Annotated in this window: 13 protein-coding genes; 6 read left to right on the top strand and 7 right to left on the bottom strand. The window is 52.6% G+C overall.

The annotated features are described in order from the left end of the window. Window positions 1–2 precede the first annotated feature (2 nt). A complete protein-coding gene (locus HX818_RS12290) occupies window positions 3–305 on the bottom strand; it encodes an RES family NAD+ phosphorylase (RefSeq protein ID WP_256346351.1) in 303 nt (100 codons plus the stop codon). Here HX818_RS12290 and HX818_RS31230 point away from each other — a divergent pair. Both HX818_RS31230 and HX818_RS12275 read left to right on the top strand, forming a co-directional pair. Next, window positions 295–1,722: a hypothetical protein gene (locus HX818_RS31230; RefSeq protein WP_256346352.1), complete on the top strand. Its 1,428-nt coding sequence runs from the start codon at window positions 295–297 to the stop codon at window positions 1,720–1,722. The two genes, HX818_RS12290 and HX818_RS31230, sit on opposite strands and share 11 nt — an antisense overlap. Window positions 1,723–1,914: 192 nt before the next feature. After that, a complete protein-coding gene (locus HX818_RS12275; protein WP_145187290.1) occupies window positions 1,915–2,445 on the top strand; it encodes a glyoxalase superfamily protein in 531 nt (176 codons plus the stop codon). An 83-nt stretch (window positions 2,446–2,528) separates the two neighbouring features. Here the strand turns inward: HX818_RS12275 and HX818_RS12270 are convergent, their stop codons facing one another. The 6 genes from HX818_RS12270 to HX818_RS12245 form a co-directional block, all read right to left on the bottom strand. Then, a complete protein-coding gene (locus HX818_RS12270) occupies window positions 2,529–4,055 on the bottom strand; it encodes an IS66 family transposase (RefSeq protein ID WP_177020188.1) in 1,527 nt (508 codons plus the stop codon). Window positions 4,056–4,104: 49 nt separating this feature from the next. Beyond that, window positions 4,105–4,440 carry an IS66 family insertion sequence element accessory protein TnpB gene (gene tnpB, locus HX818_RS31225; RefSeq protein ID WP_177009613.1) on the bottom strand — a complete coding sequence of 112 codons (336 nt, stop codon included), beginning with the start codon at window positions 4,438–4,440 and terminating at the stop codon, window positions 4,105–4,107. Further along, window positions 4,437–4,754: a transposase gene (locus tag HX818_RS12260; RefSeq protein ID WP_098950582.1), complete on the bottom strand. Its 318-nt coding sequence runs from the start codon at window positions 4,752–4,754 to the stop codon at window positions 4,437–4,439. The genes tnpB and HX818_RS12260 overlap by 4 nt, the downstream gene beginning before the upstream one ends. A 369-nt stretch (window positions 4,755–5,123) precedes the next feature. After that, window positions 5,124–6,371 carry a hypothetical protein gene (locus tag HX818_RS31045; protein WP_218173898.1) on the bottom strand — a complete coding sequence of 416 codons (1,248 nt, stop codon included), beginning with the start codon at window positions 6,369–6,371 and terminating at the stop codon, window positions 5,124–5,126. 489 nt (window positions 6,372–6,860) lie between these two features. Then, the gene (locus HX818_RS12250) at window positions 6,861–9,830 is read right to left on the bottom strand and encodes a DEAD/DEAH box helicase (protein ID WP_177020187.1); all 2,970 of its coding nucleotides are present in this window, start codon (window positions 9,828–9,830) and stop codon (window positions 6,861–6,863) included. 895 nt (window positions 9,831–10,725) lie between these two features. Next, window positions 10,726–11,040, bottom strand: a complete 315-nt coding sequence (locus tag HX818_RS12245; RefSeq protein ID WP_177020186.1) for a hypothetical protein — start codon at window positions 11,038–11,040, stop codon at window positions 10,726–10,728. 169 nt (window positions 11,041–11,209) lie between these two features. Between HX818_RS12245 and HX818_RS12240 the strand changes: the two genes are divergently transcribed. The 4 genes from HX818_RS12240 to HX818_RS12225 all read left to right on the top strand — a co-directional run bounded on the left by HX818_RS12240 (window position 11,210) and on the right by HX818_RS12225 (window position 15,267). After that, complete coding sequence (locus HX818_RS12240) at window positions 11,210–12,169, top strand: ABC-three component system protein (protein ID WP_256346354.1); 960 nt, start codon at window positions 11,210–11,212, stop codon at window positions 12,167–12,169. Further along, a complete protein-coding gene (locus tag HX818_RS12235) occupies window positions 12,153–12,371 on the top strand; it encodes an ABC-three component system middle component 7 (protein WP_177020185.1) in 219 nt (72 codons plus the stop codon). The genes HX818_RS12240 and HX818_RS12235 overlap by 17 nt, the downstream gene beginning before the upstream one ends. Beyond that, window positions 12,364–13,983 carry a DUF2326 domain-containing protein gene (locus tag HX818_RS12230; protein WP_177020184.1) on the top strand — a complete coding sequence of 540 codons (1,620 nt, stop codon included), beginning with the start codon at window positions 12,364–12,366 and terminating at the stop codon, window positions 13,981–13,983. The genes HX818_RS12235 and HX818_RS12230 overlap by 8 nt, the downstream gene beginning before the upstream one ends. 69 nt (window positions 13,984–14,052) lie before the next feature. After that, a complete protein-coding gene (locus HX818_RS12225; protein ID WP_177020183.1) occupies window positions 14,053–15,267 on the top strand; it encodes a PIN domain-containing protein in 1,215 nt (404 codons plus the stop codon). The last annotated feature ends 259 nt before the right edge of the window (window positions 15,268–15,526 follow it).

Here is a 15,526-nt window from a genome sequence, read left to right as displayed (position 1 = left end):
GTTCAGTTTTTCCCTGCAATGACCGCGACACCAATCCGATCTGCCAGATCGAGCACCGCGTCGTAGACAATAGGATCGTCTACCAGGCTGCGCGAAACACCTTGTGGACGAAGCGAACCTCCGGGAATACGGTCACCAAAAAGAACCACAGCTCGTGCAGAATCGTCTTGCCTGGATACCCAATACAAGCCTTGCGCATCCGGGCATTGGCGATGGATCGCTTCGGCCCATTTGCGCGTCGCCGGGTACTGATCCTTCTCAGTGTCGATCAACTGCTTACGGGTGATGCCCAATTTGGCGAACATCAATCCGCTGCATCTACTGCGGCGCAAGCGACTGCGCAACTTCCTTCAGGGCCAGGGGGAAAGCCGTGTTATTGAAGCACTACCAACCCTACAGGCAGCCATCCACCTTGAAAGCCAGTGGCGACCATTGCGCGCCGAGCTGAGTACCCTGCACCAGGCGTTGGAACTGGAAGCTGTGAGTAAGCAGGCCTGCCTGGAATTGATCAGCTTCGTGAAGAGCGACATCCGCCACCTGCTGGAAATCCAGGCACTGGCGCTGGCCTTGGCGCAATCGCCTCGCGCCCGGCAGGCCGACGAGGCGGCCCTCGCTGGTGACAAACAGCACCTCGAGGCGCTGCTCAGCGATCTGGATGCTTCGCTCATGCGCCATGGCGTACGCCAATCCAGCCTCGAACAACTCAAGACTCTCAGCGACTGGCTGGGGGATGAGTTGGTGCGACAACTGCAGCACGCCGTCGAACACAACCTGAGCAATCAACTGAGCCTTGATCGTCTGCATGAGGCACTGCCCTTCCTGGCCGCCTATCAGTCATTCCGCGGGCGCGCCGGTCAGGCCTTACTGGAATCCCTTTCACAATTGGCCAGCGGTGCCAGTCGGGAAGATGCCGAACGTCTACTGGCCGAGGGTTTCGTCCACTTGAGCAAGGCAAGCGAGAAGCCAACCCTGAGCGATACCCAACGCGCCCTGGCGCAGCAACTCAAAGTCGACGAACCCGAGGTTTCCCTGCGCGAATGGATTGCGGCCCGGGAACCGGATGCAACGCGCGACGTACGGATGCTACGTATTGACCGCCACATCGCGGAGCTGCAACTGCTGCAAGGCGCTGAGCGTGCCGCGCCGTTCCTCCTGGCACTGGAAAGAGCTGAAACGGAAACCGATGCCAAGCGGCGCAACCTGCTGCTCGACAGCCTGGTACTCGACCTCGCCGCGGCCACCCGAAACTTCCAGAGACAGCGCGAATGTCTCGAACAATTGCAGGACCTGGCCAGCGAAATCGAAACCTACACGGGCATCGAACACGCGACCTTACTTGAACATATTGGCGCCTGCACAACCGACACCGAACTCTCGGCAATGACCGGACTGATCGAGCAGTGTAAAACGCTTATCGCTTCCCACTTACAGGACCAGGCCGCCCTCGCCCGCCGCGAAGCCGTGCTCAGCGGCTTGGCCAGCCTCGGCTACGAAGTGCGCGAAGGCATGGCGACTGCCTGGGCAGAAACCGGCAAGGTCGTGCTGCGCAAGGCCGCTCCCCCCGGCTACGGAGTGGAAGTGGGTGGCAAAGCCGATAATGGCCGTCTGCAGGTTCGCGCCATAGCCCTCAGCAGTGATCGCGACAAGGCGCGGGATCGCGACATTGAAACCATCTGGTGCGGCGAATTCCAGGTATGCGCCCGGTTAACCCACCTTGCGTGATTTTACGCGGCCTGCTGGCACAAACTTTCGCCTTTATTAGTGGTTGTGTATTATCAGGGCTGGCCGATGCTGCCAGCCGCTCGCTCCGTAAAGGAAAGGTGAAAGCATATTTTTACAAACCACATCGTATCTCTCTTGATGGTCGAGGTTTGGCAAGGCGAGCACCAAAATGCTTCGACTCCAGGAGAAATAATGTCTTCAATCCAGAAAGCCAAACAGATGGCCAAGAGCCTGCGTGCTTCGTTGGAGAAGCGCAATCAGGAAGTGTCGCACTCCGTTGCACTCGAACTGGTGGCACAGCAACTGGGCTATAAGGACTGGAACGTAGCATCAGCGATGCTTCCGGATGAAAATCCTCAACCCGCTGTAACATTCGACAAAGCAATTCCCATATTGCGAATATTTGACGAAACCAAGGCCCGCGAGTTTTATATTGATTTTCTGGGCTTCAGCGTCGAGTTTGAGCACCGATTCGAAGCGGATCTACCGCTGTATTTAGGGATCAATCGAAACGGGTTACAGCTCCACTTGTCCGAACATCATGGTGATGCCAGTCCAGGGTCGACGATATTTGTTCCGATGCAAAATATCGAAATGCTTCGTGATGAGCTACTTGGCAAACGGTACGGATACGGTCGTCCGGATATTGTCCAGCAGGGATGGGGGCAGGTTCTGGAGGTTTATGACCCTTTCGGTAATCGGATAAGATTCTGCCAAAGCTGAATCCGCTGGACGCTAGATTGGATCTGATCCGTCTCGGATCCTATAGCTAGCGGAATAGCGCCTACCTAAATCCACTTACGTGCTTAGGTAGGCGTCCACCAATGTGGCAACAACTGATCAACCTCACTCGCCCGTTGCGTCGGCAGGCGTGTAAGTACATCCTTCAGGTATGCATATGGATCATGCCCATTGAGCCGCGCAGACTGGATCAAACTCATGATCGCTGCGGCACGTTTGCCACTGCGTAGCGAGCCTGCGAACAACCAATTCGAGCGGCCAAGAGCCCACGGCCGGATTAGGTTCTCGATTTGATTGTTGTCGATGGGCACAGCACCATCTTCCAGGTAGCGCGTCAGCGCTATCCAGCGTTTGAGACTGTAATCCAGAGCCTTGGCCGTAGCCGAACCCTCGGGCACAAGTTCGCGTTGGGCCAGCATCCACTCATGCAGTTTTTCGGCGATGGGCACCGCTGTTTCCTGGCGTAATCGCCAGCGATCTTCGTCGCTCATTTCCTTGGCGTTTCGCTCGACTTCGTACAGTCCGCCAATCGAGTGAAGAGCCTGTTCCGCCAACTGGCTTTTATTGGCGATATGCACGTCGAAGAACTTGCGGCGCGCATGGGCCATGCAGCCGATTTCGGTGATGCCCAGCTCGAAGCTGGCCTTGTAGCCGGCGAAGTCGTCACAAACCAGCTTGCCGTTCCAGGTGCCCAGGAAGTTACGCGCATGTTCGCCGGCACGGCTGGGGCTGAAGTCGTAGACCACGGCTTTGAGTGCCGAAAACGGCGCCGTGCTGTAGGCCCACACATAGGCGCGGTGGGTTTTCTTCTCGCCGGGCGCCAGCATTTTTACCGGCGTTTCATCGGCGTGAACCACACGCTGGGCCAGCACCACTTCGCGCAGCGCATCGACCAGCGGCTGAAGCTGCACGCCAGTTTGGCCCACCCACTGCGCCAGTGTCGAACGCGGGATGGCTAGACCGGCACGACCGAAGATCTTTTCCTGTCGATACAGCGGCAGGTGGTCGGCGAACTTGGCCACCATCACGTTGGCCAGCAGGCCCGCCGTGGGGATACCCTTGTCGATTACCTGCGGCGGCACCGGCGCCTGGATCAGCGTTTCGCATTGGCGGCAGGCCCATTTCCCACGAACGTGCTGTTCGACGGTGAACACGCCCGGCGTGTAGTCCAGCTTCTCACTGACATCTTCGCCGATGCGCTGAAGCTGGCAGCCGCAGGTGCATTGGGTGTTGTCTGGCTCGTGATGGATCACGGTACGCGGGAACTGCGGCGGTAACGGTGCACGCTTGGGTTGCTGGCGTGGTTCTGTCTGCGCAGGTGCAGGATGAAGTGCTTTTAACTCCGCCTCGATGGCTTCTAGGTCGGTATTGAGCAGGTCATCGAGCAAGCTGCCTTGCGCCGGGCTGATCTGCTCGCTGCGCTTGGCGAACTTGTGGCGTTTGAGAATGGCGATTTCGTGAGTGAGTTGCTCGATGATCGTCTCATCACGATGAATCTTTCTGTCCTGGGTGTCGATCTTGGACATCAACTGCGCAGCCAGTGCGCGCAGTTGTTCAGGAGTCATTTGGTCGAGATCGGGCAAGGAAGTCATGCCGTGGATTTTACCAAAGCAGCCCGAGTGCTACAGCTGAAAGGAGCGTTTAAAGCAATGTGATTGCGCCGCCCGCACCGACTCGTTGCCAGGGCAATCCAAGTACCAGTGCCTGAAGTTGTTCGGGGTCGAGTTCGACCTCCGTCCCCCGATGGATGCCTGGCCAATGAAACTTACCTTGGTTCAAGCGCCGCGCCGCCAGCCAGATACCGACGCCGTCGTGCACCAGGACTTTCATCCGGTTCGCCCGGCGGTTGGCAAAGAGGTAAGCGCAGTGCGGCTTCGCCGCACCGAACACCGCGACCACTCTGGCCAACGCGGTCTCAGTGCCGGCGCGCATGTCCATGGGCTCGGTGGCGAGCCAGATGGCATCGACACGAATCATTGGGCCAGGCCACGAATAAAACACGCGCAGCCGTCCGGATCCGAGGCTGGCCACTTTACGGTGATGGATTTATCACCCAGAGGCAGCGAGATGGTGACCATCTCTTCTGTTGCTCGCCTTGGTACCGCTTTTACTGGAACAAAAGCCGGCAAGGTTGCAGGCGATTGATCCCGGTAAGCAGGTAGCCACTTGCGGATCACGTTAGCGTTGATGCCGTGATGGATGGCCACGCTGGAAATCGTCGCTCCGGGTTGCAGACATTCCTGGACGACCTGGGCTTTGAATGGTTTGGGGTAAGAGCTTCGTTGGCGCATGAAAGTCCTAGCGATAAGGGCGATGGTGTCCGCTTAAAAATACGCGGACACCATCGCCCTTAATGCTGGAGTTCGGTAGGTGCCTTGGCCGGACGGTTACAATTCCAGCGGCTGCAGGTCTTATTGAAAGACAAGGGCAGCGAGTTACTCATCGAGCGCGCGCTTTCGGTAGGTGAAGTCCCACTTAAAGAAACGAATATTTCCGAGTCGGGCGTAGAAACAATCGCTGGTCAGCAAAAGACACTGCATAAATGAACCGCTCACTCCATCCCACCGCAAGCTGTTGCCTGCATGTGCTGCCGCCTGGAACTCAGAGCGGCGACGAGCTTGCATTGGGTCTTGTAGCCACCACCTCAAGGCCCAATCGCATCAGGTATAGAAGGCCAACTGGTCTAGCGTCAGGATCACCTGAAGCGCCTTGACCATCGTGTAGCTCGCGCTGCTAGCATCTCCGTGCCCTACGAGATGCCTGGAAACAGCACCTTCTGTGAGATTTTCAGGATCGTAGCTGGCGAACATGTAATTCAGAAGATAACGGTTGAATTCAGCGGTTAGGAACAAGGTGCCTGGGCCACCGGTACGCTTTTCCGCGCTCTCGATGGCGAATGCCAGCAGCGTCTTGGTCTTCCCTGCCCTTCCAGTATGTGCACGGTAAGCGACATTCAAGATTCCTTCAATTTCGGTGACTAGGATCTTGATGGCGGTGATGGGCCTGCCCAGAGCGAACGCCTCTACACCTTCTCGGAGCAGCGCCTCTTTAGCGGCGAAGTGGGGCTTCGCAAACCAACGAGACAGCATGTGGTCAAGGCGTTTCAGGTCAAAGCTGGCGACAATCTCAGTCTCAAGGTCAGTGAGGTCGAGACCGCCCTCGTGAAGTCCCAGAATCCCGCTGAATTCCTTATGCAGGATTTCCACAAAAGGAAACCAGCCTTGGGCAATCAACCGATCCAGGCTTTCACTATTAGCGACGATCTCATACAAGTGTCTGTACTTGAGCTGCCTGTACAGCCTGCCCAACTCGCGTTCGAAGGCATCCATGTCCAACTGACCTGACGGATTCATGTCGAACGCCAAGGCGAATCCCCAAGCCTCGCGCATCAAACAAAGCACCTTGTCCTGCTTACCGAACTCTACGCAGGGAAACTGCATCGCCATCATGTCACCGATGTCGCTTAGGAAAACAGCTGTCCCGGCCTCAACGTTGCGCGTGACAATGCACTTCATGGACATGGCTGCTGTATCCAACCAAAGATCAGCAATCCTGTCGGGCCGGATCACTAGCAAGACAATTTTGTAACTGCTGACGTCGATGGCCATCTGCACACGCTCGGACCATGCTCGGATCATGCTACCGACCGACTCGGCCAAACGGTGGAAACCTGGCTCGTCTGAGGTGATTCCCCAGCACGTGATGACTTTGACGTCCTCCCCTTTCATCGCAGCGGAAGCACTGAACCCGATGATATCCTCAACCTGCTCGAACCTGATTGGGTCGCCAATGTTACCTGCAATCGTCCCGGGCAACGGATGAGGACTTCCGGCCTCGTCGTCTTGCATGCCTGACGTCATCGCAGGCTCTCGCTCATTTGATTCATCGTTCAAATGCACCTTGGTCATCATGTCCCCCAGAGAAGTTATTACTGAGCCCCAATTCCGAATAATTCGTGATTCGCGGCCTCAGGGCCGATACTCACGCCCGCTCCTCTTCAATCGACGAACCAGCGTCATCGCTGACAGATGGGAAGATCCTCGCCATGAGCCGGACGCTTCAGTGCAAGCCATTCCTGCATCCAGAGTCGAACTCTCGCATCATCAACTTAAACTCTGCATCATTCAGTTGCATGGGAACATCAGAGCGATTGATTGGGCCTCACTAAGCACTCATGGATAGGAAAAATCAGCCTCAACCCTATTCCTGGAACACCGGCTTTCACCAACCGGGATATCCGGCAGAAGTGGCATCGCTCAACACTGGCGTGCCCTGGCTGCGAAATACTCAAATGCGTAAAGCTCGGCGGAGGGGCAGGTCTAAAGACCTCGCCCCCTCCACAGTCCGATCAAAAAATCGAACTATGGGCCACTCAAGATCATGGGAATAGTCGTGTTTTACTCGCTTACTAACCAATAAGCCTTGGCCGTCCCTCCCCCTCTCGCGTAGTCGATACAGAACGACATCAGATCACTTAGACGCTGATCAACCATTGTCCTGCGGATCCCTGGCTGGACTCCAATCACGCAAAAACTTAGCTTTGTTGCCAAGGTTGCGTTGAGTAATTCTTCGACATCTCTCAGGGTGCCTATGACGAATGATGAAGGAGCGCTGTGGCGTGCCGGATTCATTCTGTCCGCCATGTGTTGCAGCAATGTGGGTACATCGCAGTAGTAAGCGCACTTCACTAATTGCCCAGCAACCTCATACACGTCCCCTACTCGCCCGCCGTTTGCTGGCCCTCCAGCACCTTTACAGTGGTAGAAGTCGACACTCACTTCGCCCCTCGCATCGCGAGTAATGCAGATATAGTCAGCCGCTTCGCCAGTCCGATGATCATAAAAAATAGCTTGTACATCCGGCAGGCTGAGCAAATGTTGAGCCAGATGCTCCTGGACCGTTACGAGCCCACCCAACTCTGCGCGACGCGCGACGGTCGTCGCAGAATTGTCGTTCGGTAGAAACTCGACGCGAATCTCACATCCCCTCCAATCGATAGACGCTGCGTCACCAGGGGCCAGCCCCTGTGTCTGCAGGAGTGGCGGCGCCATCAAGTTCATGCCCTCGAAGGACGATCTATCAGCGGCATAAAAAACTGGGCTGTACTCTGACAACCATTCGTCAAGTGGCATCCAGTTGTCGTGAGCAGACTCAACCTCAAGAGAGGCTCCAGGAGTAGCACATGTAAACATTCTTGCCACACCGAGATGGAAACACATCTCCACAGCACCATCGAGGTGTGCAACGGAAAAAGCCATGCGTCCCACGCCAGGCTCGACCTGAAAGCCCAATAGCTCCCATTCAGCCAGCCGGGAGTAACGGTCACGACCTTGGGGTGCAGCACGATATCGAAGCCTGGGGTTAGTTTTGAACCCTTGTCGTGGCCAGTTGGCTGCAATGACTACATCAGGCAGGCGGAGTAACTTGGTAGCAATTCGCACCTGATCCAGCTGTGTTGCGGTGATAGGAGCATCGCCGGAAATCCGCGCATTCAACGTTTGGACCCACTCGACGAAGTCTGGAGTGGAGAGGCGCTGATTACTCCAGATACGCGAGCTGCTGCTCGCTCCCACGGTTTCACGAATGTGTCCGTTATGGCCGCTACCAAAATAGTGCCCCTGTGAAAACGCCCTGCTATCACCGGACGTTACAGCTCGCTCGGCTTGCGGCCCAGTCATCACACGATAAGTCTCACCTTGGGAGTTAAGCGCTTGACTCTTGAAGCCGAGGTTGAAGAAATGCACCGCTTCCAGTCCAGCCCTAGCCCGGCTGGTCTCCTCGTAGCTCAATGGGCGGCAATGGCCAAGACAAACGGCATCCATGATGGAAAGGTAGAGCTTCTCTGTCCTGAGGGTAGAGCCAATAAAGCAAAATTTAGATTCCGGGAAATACATCAGCAAGAATGCATCGTGACGCACATCCATAACCGCATCAGAGAAAATCCATTGTGGTGGCGTTTCGTCAGCCGTCAGTACCAGAGAAATGCTTCCGTCAGCTGTCGCCCACTGCTTCGCAATCCGCAGGCGACGACCGACCGTTGAGTCCAGACGAAGAAAATCTGGAATCTCTTCGCAATGAAAAATCCGGACATGCGCGTAAAGATTGAGGGACAACGGTGAGACCGCATCGTAGTCTGACTCGGCTTGCCTACGGACAGGCAGGCTATCAATGAACTCTTGATCTAGAACGCTAGCTTGAATTTGATCGTGCGCCGCCTCGTCGATCATTTGCGCCAAGTTTACCCCCTCCCTGAGCAGGGAAGCGGTGGCCTCTTGGACCCTGGAAGTCGGCGCAATGAGTGTGGGCGTTCCCGTCGCTTCATCCATACGCGCAAAACGCCCGATAAACTGGATGGTTGGCACCAGTGATTTGTGCGGAGCATGTAGTGCCGCGACCTTGAGTTTAGGGAAGTCATACCCTTCACCAAACATGTCCACGCAAACGATGCCATCCAGTTCTCCCGTTCTAAGTTTCGCCTCAATCTGATCCTGCCTTCGCTTCGTCAATCGACTATTGATTGCCTCTACAGCAAGGCCCAACCCTTGATAGAGCGGCACAAGATCCTTGGCCGCTTGAATGTTGGAAGCTCTGACGAATATTCGGTGGTCGTAGCCATTAGCTCTATCCTCGGTGAACTGCTCCACCGCGACCCGTGCTATAGCTCGGTCTACCTCGGTGTCGTTCAGTTCGTCATCAACCGGAACAGCGCGGAACGTCACCGGATCAAATGCGCCTTCATCAATCGCCCGCATGACGGGGTATCGGTAGATAAGCTTGCCTGGAATGACGAGGTGGTCGCTACGAAATGGTGTTGCAGTCAAGAATACAAATTTTGATGCCGTCAGATGTTGGAGGTAGGCGATCCATGAGTTGGCTGGAGCGTGATGTGCCTCATCGAAAATCACCAGATCAAATAGGTCTGCAGGCGGTGGGTGGTCGTAAATGGGTGATGAGCTACTTGGCGTCGAAACCACAACGTCATAGCGCTCAAGTGATCGCCATTCTGCAACTGACCCAACTCTGCCGACGTGCAGAAGGACTTCTGGCAACATGCAATCATCTGGGAGAGCACCAATGCGTCGTAGCGTGGAAAGCTCGGAAAGATGCGAGGAGACCTGCTTCCTCAAAGCGTCAGTTGGCTCTACGATCAGAACGCGTCTGACCTTCAACAAATATGGAAGCGCCATCATCAGTGATGTCTTCCCATATCCCGTAGGCAAGCACACCAATGCAGGATCGTCTTGCACCGAAAAGTGTGCCAATACCGCATGTAAGGCCCCCAACTGGCCAGGCCTGAAACCTCGGTTGGGTTCACGATGCTGCTGGAAGAGATTCAGCGCGCTCGCCTGCTCCCGGAAAAACGCCATACCAATCCCTCCCTGGAAATTAAGAAAGTCCTAATCCTAATCGCAGGGAGACTGAAGGCAAAGGGCCGCTACGTAAAGTATGAAGTAGCTGTGACCACAATCCAATTGAGGGTAGGGGTAGCCTGCTAAAGCTTTTATAGCAGCTACACTACTCCCCCACACTACCAACCCTATAGGCGCCATGTGTCTTTTTGTGCTTTCGGAAAGTGACGATCATCAGGGAGCTACATCATCGTGTCACTACCGATGTATTGCTTCGCTCCTTGTCTCTCAAGGTGTTCAAGATGCCCCACATGTCGAAACCTTTAGGCTATAGGTGGCCGTGAGGGGGGCTCCATGGAAGGGATATCATAAGAACGGCACCAATCGGGTATGTTTAGTGCTGCTGGATGGATTCTAACGAGCGTTACCTATGGCTGAGAATGACTCAGGAATTATTGCGATATGGCACCAAACGACGGTCCCTGTGGTTTTCAAAAGGGAGAAGGCCCCTCTGCTAGTTCGGCTACCGTATGCCAAGAACAACTACGATTGGCTTAGAGATGGGAACCGGAGCAAGCCTGCTTGGAGTGATCAATACAAGGCCTGGGAGGCTCCCGCCGCCTGGTTCGAAAATGTGGCTAAACGCTTGGTTGGTCGCGTTAATAAGGCCTATGTGATTCAGCTCCATCGCTCTCATCAAGTCTGCGCACGCGCCTGCTGGGATGCTAATGGATTGCACTGTGAATGCTCATGCATGGGAGCTAATCACGGTTCAGGCCAACCAGCAGGTAAGTGGTATGAGGTTTCAGATACGTTCGCTGCAAACTGGGGCCCTAAAGAATACGCCCGTCGATTACTGGTTTCCTCAACGAGCCTTTATGGTCCATAAGACAATGCCGTAAAACTTAGCAACTCATATCCTACGTATGACCAGCGTCGAGACGAACATGACGCCCGTGGTGATCGTCAGTTCTCGTAGCTTGGTTTGGCTCTGATCACGCCGAGCGCTAAGCGCCTCGGCATGCTGGTTCAGCGCGCCGATAACCTCGACCTGGCCATTGGCGGGTGACTCAAGCAGCGCCTGCCCGGTTTGCAGATTTTCGGTTATCGCCGCTTGCGTGTGTTTCGCAGCGCCTTTCATACCCTGGAGCAGGGCGTGGTGTACCGCCCGAGCGGTTGTGTGCTGGTTTTCAAGACGTTGGCCGATCTGCGCAACAACCACGTTCAAACCAGACGCCCTGGCAGTGTTTATCGTGACCACCCCGGCCTCCCATTGTACGAGAGCGTTGGGCACCCTGAATCACTCCGGGGCATGTCCGCATAGACAGTACGTTTTCGTGAGTAGTGGCCTAATGGTATGATAATCCGCATTGATCAGCACGCTATTGGAGTCTTGGATGCCAGATGATAATCAAGGAAAGCGTGGTCTACAGATATATAAAAACAAAGCAGGCTTGCCTTCCCTAGCGACCTCCCTTCCCCAGGCCATGCATTCGCTACCAACCAACATATTTGGTACCACAGGTGTATACATCGCGCCAGCATCGAGCCTCAGAAAGGACGACTCTAGGAAAAACATGGCAAAGAAAAGAGTGGACTACACTCCAAACGAGCAGAGCATTCTCTATGGAGAGACTGGCGGGGCCTGTCCTCTCTGCACGTTACCTATCATCTTCAAGAAAGCAACATCAAAACATCCCGAGAAAGGGTATGAGATTGCTCACATTTACCCGCTTAATCCCACACCCTCGCAAGCTAAAGCCCTCGTAGGATATGCGGCCCCCGCGGATAGCAATTCTCTCGAAAATGTAATGTGCCTGTGTCCGAGTTGTCATAGAAAATACGACAAAGACTTCAAAATCGAAGAGTACCTCAACATCCAAAAAATCAAGAAAGGCTATCTACAGGAGGCGCGAGCAAAGCTCGTCACAGCCGAGTGTCATCTAAAGGAAGAAATCAAAGAACTGCTGCAAACGATCATTGAGCTAACTCCTGAAGATACAGAAGTAACTGAAGTAGAAATGGATATAGCGACCATTAAGGACAAGCTGAAAACCCATGCGAGCCCTCTACTGAAACGCAACGTCAAAAGAGACGTACTTGACTACTATGTAACGATACGAGACGAAATAAAAATCTTAGAACAACGCGACCAGCTAACGGTGAGGGTTCTACAGAACCAGATCAATACGTACTACCTGGAAATGCAACGAATAATCCCAGATAACAAAGATTTGGTGTTCACTTACATCACCCAATGGATGAGCAAAAGGACTGGCAAGTCAGTTGATGCCGCCAAGATCCTAACCTCATTTTTCGTGCAAAACTGCGAGGTCTTCGATGTTAGTTCCGAGTAAATTCACTAAACTCGAAGAATCAACCATTTTCAAGATGCGCGCTATTTTGGCTAAGGGCCAGCAGGGAGAAAATGTTGCTCAGTTGCTAGCCAAGACAAAAAAAGACTTTCAAGACGCATCAGAATTTCTATCCGCGCTGGATATTTTATTTTTCTTGGGATATTTAGATGTACAGGACGACGGAGTGATTGAATATGCTTAAAAGGATCAAGTGCGAATTATTTAATCATAAGGAAATCATCTTCCACGAAGGACTGAATGTCATTCTCGGTGATGACGATGCGAAAAACTCCATCGGAAAATCATCTGCCCTGATGGTGGTCGACTTCGTAATGGGCGGTAAGAGCCTTTTAAACGATAAGACCGGTGTGATTCAGTCCCTAGGTCATCACAGTTACTTTATCGAATTCCAATTCGATAAGAAACCGCTTTACATTTGTCGCTCCACCGCTGAGCCCGACGTAGTAGACATTTGCGATAACCAATATCAAGTCAGCGACACTATTTCACTCGAAGATTACAAGGATATTTTGAAGTGCCATTACGGTATGCTTGTGCAGGAAAGCCCTTTCCGTTCAATTGTCAGTGCCTTCAGCAGAATCTGGAACAAGGGAGAGTTTGATCCCGAGCATCCGTTCTCAGGGTCACCAAAAGAATCCCAAGGAACATCGATAAGTCGTCTAATCGATATCTTCGGGCGCACAAGTGATATCGCCGAAGAAAGGGCCATTCTAGAATCTTTTGTCAGCAAAAAAAATCTGATGACGAAGTCCATGGCAGCAGAGATCATCCCTAATATCAACAAGTCGCAATATAAGCTGAATGAGAACCTCATTTCTGATAATGCCAAAGTAATTGACGACGTGAAGCAGGGTTTTTCCGGGGCTCTCTCTGCCTACGAGGCGCTATTTGACGAGGATATCCGTAGCTTGCAGCAGAGCAAGAATGATTTAAGCCAGCAGAAAAATCTCCTCCAGGTCAGAACTGAGAGGTTGAGCAAGGACATCTCCGGCGTAAACCCAAGAACTGCTGCAAATATTGCACTCGTTGCAGAGTTTTTCCCAAGCGCAGACATCTCTAGGCTTGAACAGGTGGAGGCCTTCCATCAGAAAATTTCTTCCATTGTTAAGAAAGAGCTGAAAGCAGAGCTCACCGCATTACAAGGGCAGGAACGTGAGCTATCGGGTGAAATAGGCCAGTTAGACAAGCAAGTCCGTGATGCCCTCTCTGCCAAAGGAACCCCTAGCGACCTGTTTTCTCGAGTATTTGAACTCAAAGAACTTACGGACAAGGCCATCGAGGAAAATAAATTTTACGACCAAAAAATAGGCCTTCAAGAAGGTGCTCGCCTCTCCAAGGAGCGACTTGAGAACATATTTACACGCATATTTATTGACATCGAATCAGCAATCAATAAAAAGCTAATTAAATTTAATCGAGTTGTATATGGACAAAATCGAAACCCCTCACAACTGAGACTACATACCTCTGCATCGTACAGTTTTACCTCTTCCGAAGACACTGGCACTGGAAAATCTTTCGCAGGACTGATCGGCTTTGACCTCGCGTTGCTCTCACTGACTTCACTGCCGTTTCTTATTCATGACTCGGTTATATACAAGAACATTGAAGTTGCAGCGACCAAGCACATTTTGCGAATTTTGGCAGCAGTGAAGAAAAAACAGATCTTCCTAGCGTTCGACGAAGCTTCAAAATTCGGAAAAGACACCGCGGGGACTTTGCTCAAGCACACCGCTATAAAACTCAGCCACAATGATCTTCTTTACACTAAAGACTGGCGAGACAAGAAGTAGCGGACCGATTGCATGTTGCCCCAGCCTATTCGGCATAGAGCCAACTAAACCTCACTCAAGGATGTGTATATGGATGACTTCGAACCCACCTTAGATTTCGCTGCACTTTCCATAGACAGTAATATCTTGAGAGGCCAGCGATACAATTTCGACGGAGGCATACTAAAGCAACTCGAGCAATTCGACGGAAGCATCATCCCCATTATTCAACCTGACGTCGTTCATCGGGAGGGGCTTAAGCATTTAACTGCAGAAATTGATCAGCATTTAAAGTCCGCGCGAAGCAGCCTCAAGGCCTTATCTAAATACATCCCCAGCGCATCTACATCGGATCATTTATCCGAAAAGCTTAATTCTACAACCGTCGCGTCTCAGATGGCCACCGAGCGGTTTCAGAGCTTCTATTCAAAGGTCAATGGACAAGTCATTTCGGCTTCTAAAGTTAATGTCAATGAGCTAATGGACCTATACTTCAACACCCTACCTCCGTTCGAGAATAAGGCTGAGAAAAAAAGCGAATTTCCTGATGCAATAGCTTTACTGTCTCTGGAGTGCTGGGCTAGCGAAAACGACAAGGTCATGGTAGTAGTCAGTAAAGATAAAGGGTGGCATGCCTATGCTAAAAATTCTCAGTGGCTTCACGTAGTCAGCGAATTGCCACATGCCCTTTCCCTGTTCCAGCCTCATACAAAAATCACCAAGGTCATTGAGCGGTTACGAAAAGACGGTGCACTGGAGAACAGCGGGCCATTATATGAAAAAATAATGACTGCGTTATCCAACGCTACCGCAAATATGGAGCCCGAAATACAAGCCAGCTCATTCCACCATTATGAGTACGACGATCTCCAACTCGAATATGTTGATCATCAGCTAGCGCTGGCTTCTGACACGGACGAGCTTTTAGTCAATATTGTTTCTATAGAAGACAATTCCGCCGTGATAGGAATAAAAGCCCTTGTCACAGTACACGCAACTGCATCATTCAACTTCTCCCAATACGATTCTATAGATAAGGACTACGTTAGCTTGGGCGGAGTAGAGGCCTCGGTTGAAACCTCATACGAAACCGACGTACTGATCTATTTTGGAGGTGATTGGGCTGACCATGAAAGAAGCGTCACCCATGAAGAAATAGAGGTGATTGGCGAACTAGAGCTCCTTGATTTCGGCGAAGTTGCACCCGACTATTCTAACGACCGAGATGAAGAGTATTTATGGGAGTGGGAGCAGCATAAGAAGGAGGCGGCAGAGGCCGCTGGTGGTTATAAGCCTTCGAGTTAAACTGTGTTGTTACCCCGGATAGAATCGGTCTAGATTGTCATAACGCTATAGTTAGGATGATCTAGCCAAAACCGAACTCGACGACCACCTCTCTCAAAGGGCTTACCCATGGAAGATACACAACACCCTTTTTGGACTTTGTGCGCACGCATGCACGCGCTGTCAGGCGCGGCGGATGAACCCATGCGACACAGTTCGTCAGATACAAATCCCAAACGATGTGTTCGCGAGTAAAATGGCATAATATGCCAATGATTGA

The sequence above is a fragment of the Pseudomonas sp. F9001 genome, assembly GCF_013385435.1.
GTDB lineage: Bacteria > Pseudomonadota > Gammaproteobacteria > Pseudomonadales > Pseudomonadaceae > Aquipseudomonas.
The sequence above is the reverse complement of the archived record's forward strand: the minus strand, read 5'-3'. Positions and strand labels throughout refer to the sequence as shown.

Bases quoted from the DNA above. Each gene is read 5' to 3' on its own strand.
- tnpB (WP_177009613.1), bottom strand. From the start codon at position 4,440: ATGATTCGTGTCGATGCCATCTGGCTCGCCACCGAGCCCATGGACATG.
- HX818_RS31045 (WP_218173898.1), bottom strand. From the start codon at position 6,371: ATGACCAAGGTGCATTTGAACGATGAATCAAATGAGCGAGAGCCTGCG.
- HX818_RS12225 (WP_177020183.1), top strand. From the start codon at position 14,053: ATGGATGACTTCGAACCCACCTTAGATTTCGCTGCACTTTCCATAGAC.
- HX818_RS12230 (WP_177020184.1), top strand. From the start codon at position 12,364: ATGCTTAAAAGGATCAAGTGCGAATTATTTAATCATAAGGAAATCATC.
- HX818_RS12250 (WP_177020187.1), bottom strand. From the start codon at position 9,830: ATGGCGTTTTTCCGGGAGCAGGCGAGCGCGCTGAATCTCTTCCAGCAG.
- HX818_RS12270 (WP_177020188.1), bottom strand. From the start codon at position 4,055: ATGACTTCCTTGCCCGATCTCGACCAAATGACTCCTGAACAACTGCGC.
- HX818_RS12290 (WP_256346351.1), bottom strand. From the start codon at position 305: ATGTTCGCCAAATTGGGCATCACCCGTAAGCAGTTGATCGACACTGAG.
- HX818_RS12275 (WP_145187290.1), top strand. From the start codon at position 1,915: ATGTCTTCAATCCAGAAAGCCAAACAGATGGCCAAGAGCCTGCGTGCT.
- HX818_RS12240 (WP_256346354.1), top strand. From the start codon at position 11,210: ATGCCAGATGATAATCAAGGAAAGCGTGGTCTACAGATATATAAAAAC.
- HX818_RS12260 (WP_098950582.1), bottom strand. From the start codon at position 4,754: ATGCGCCAACGAAGCTCTTACCCCAAACCATTCAAAGCCCAGGTCGTC.
- HX818_RS12235 (WP_177020185.1), top strand. From the start codon at position 12,153: ATGTTAGTTCCGAGTAAATTCACTAAACTCGAAGAATCAACCATTTTC.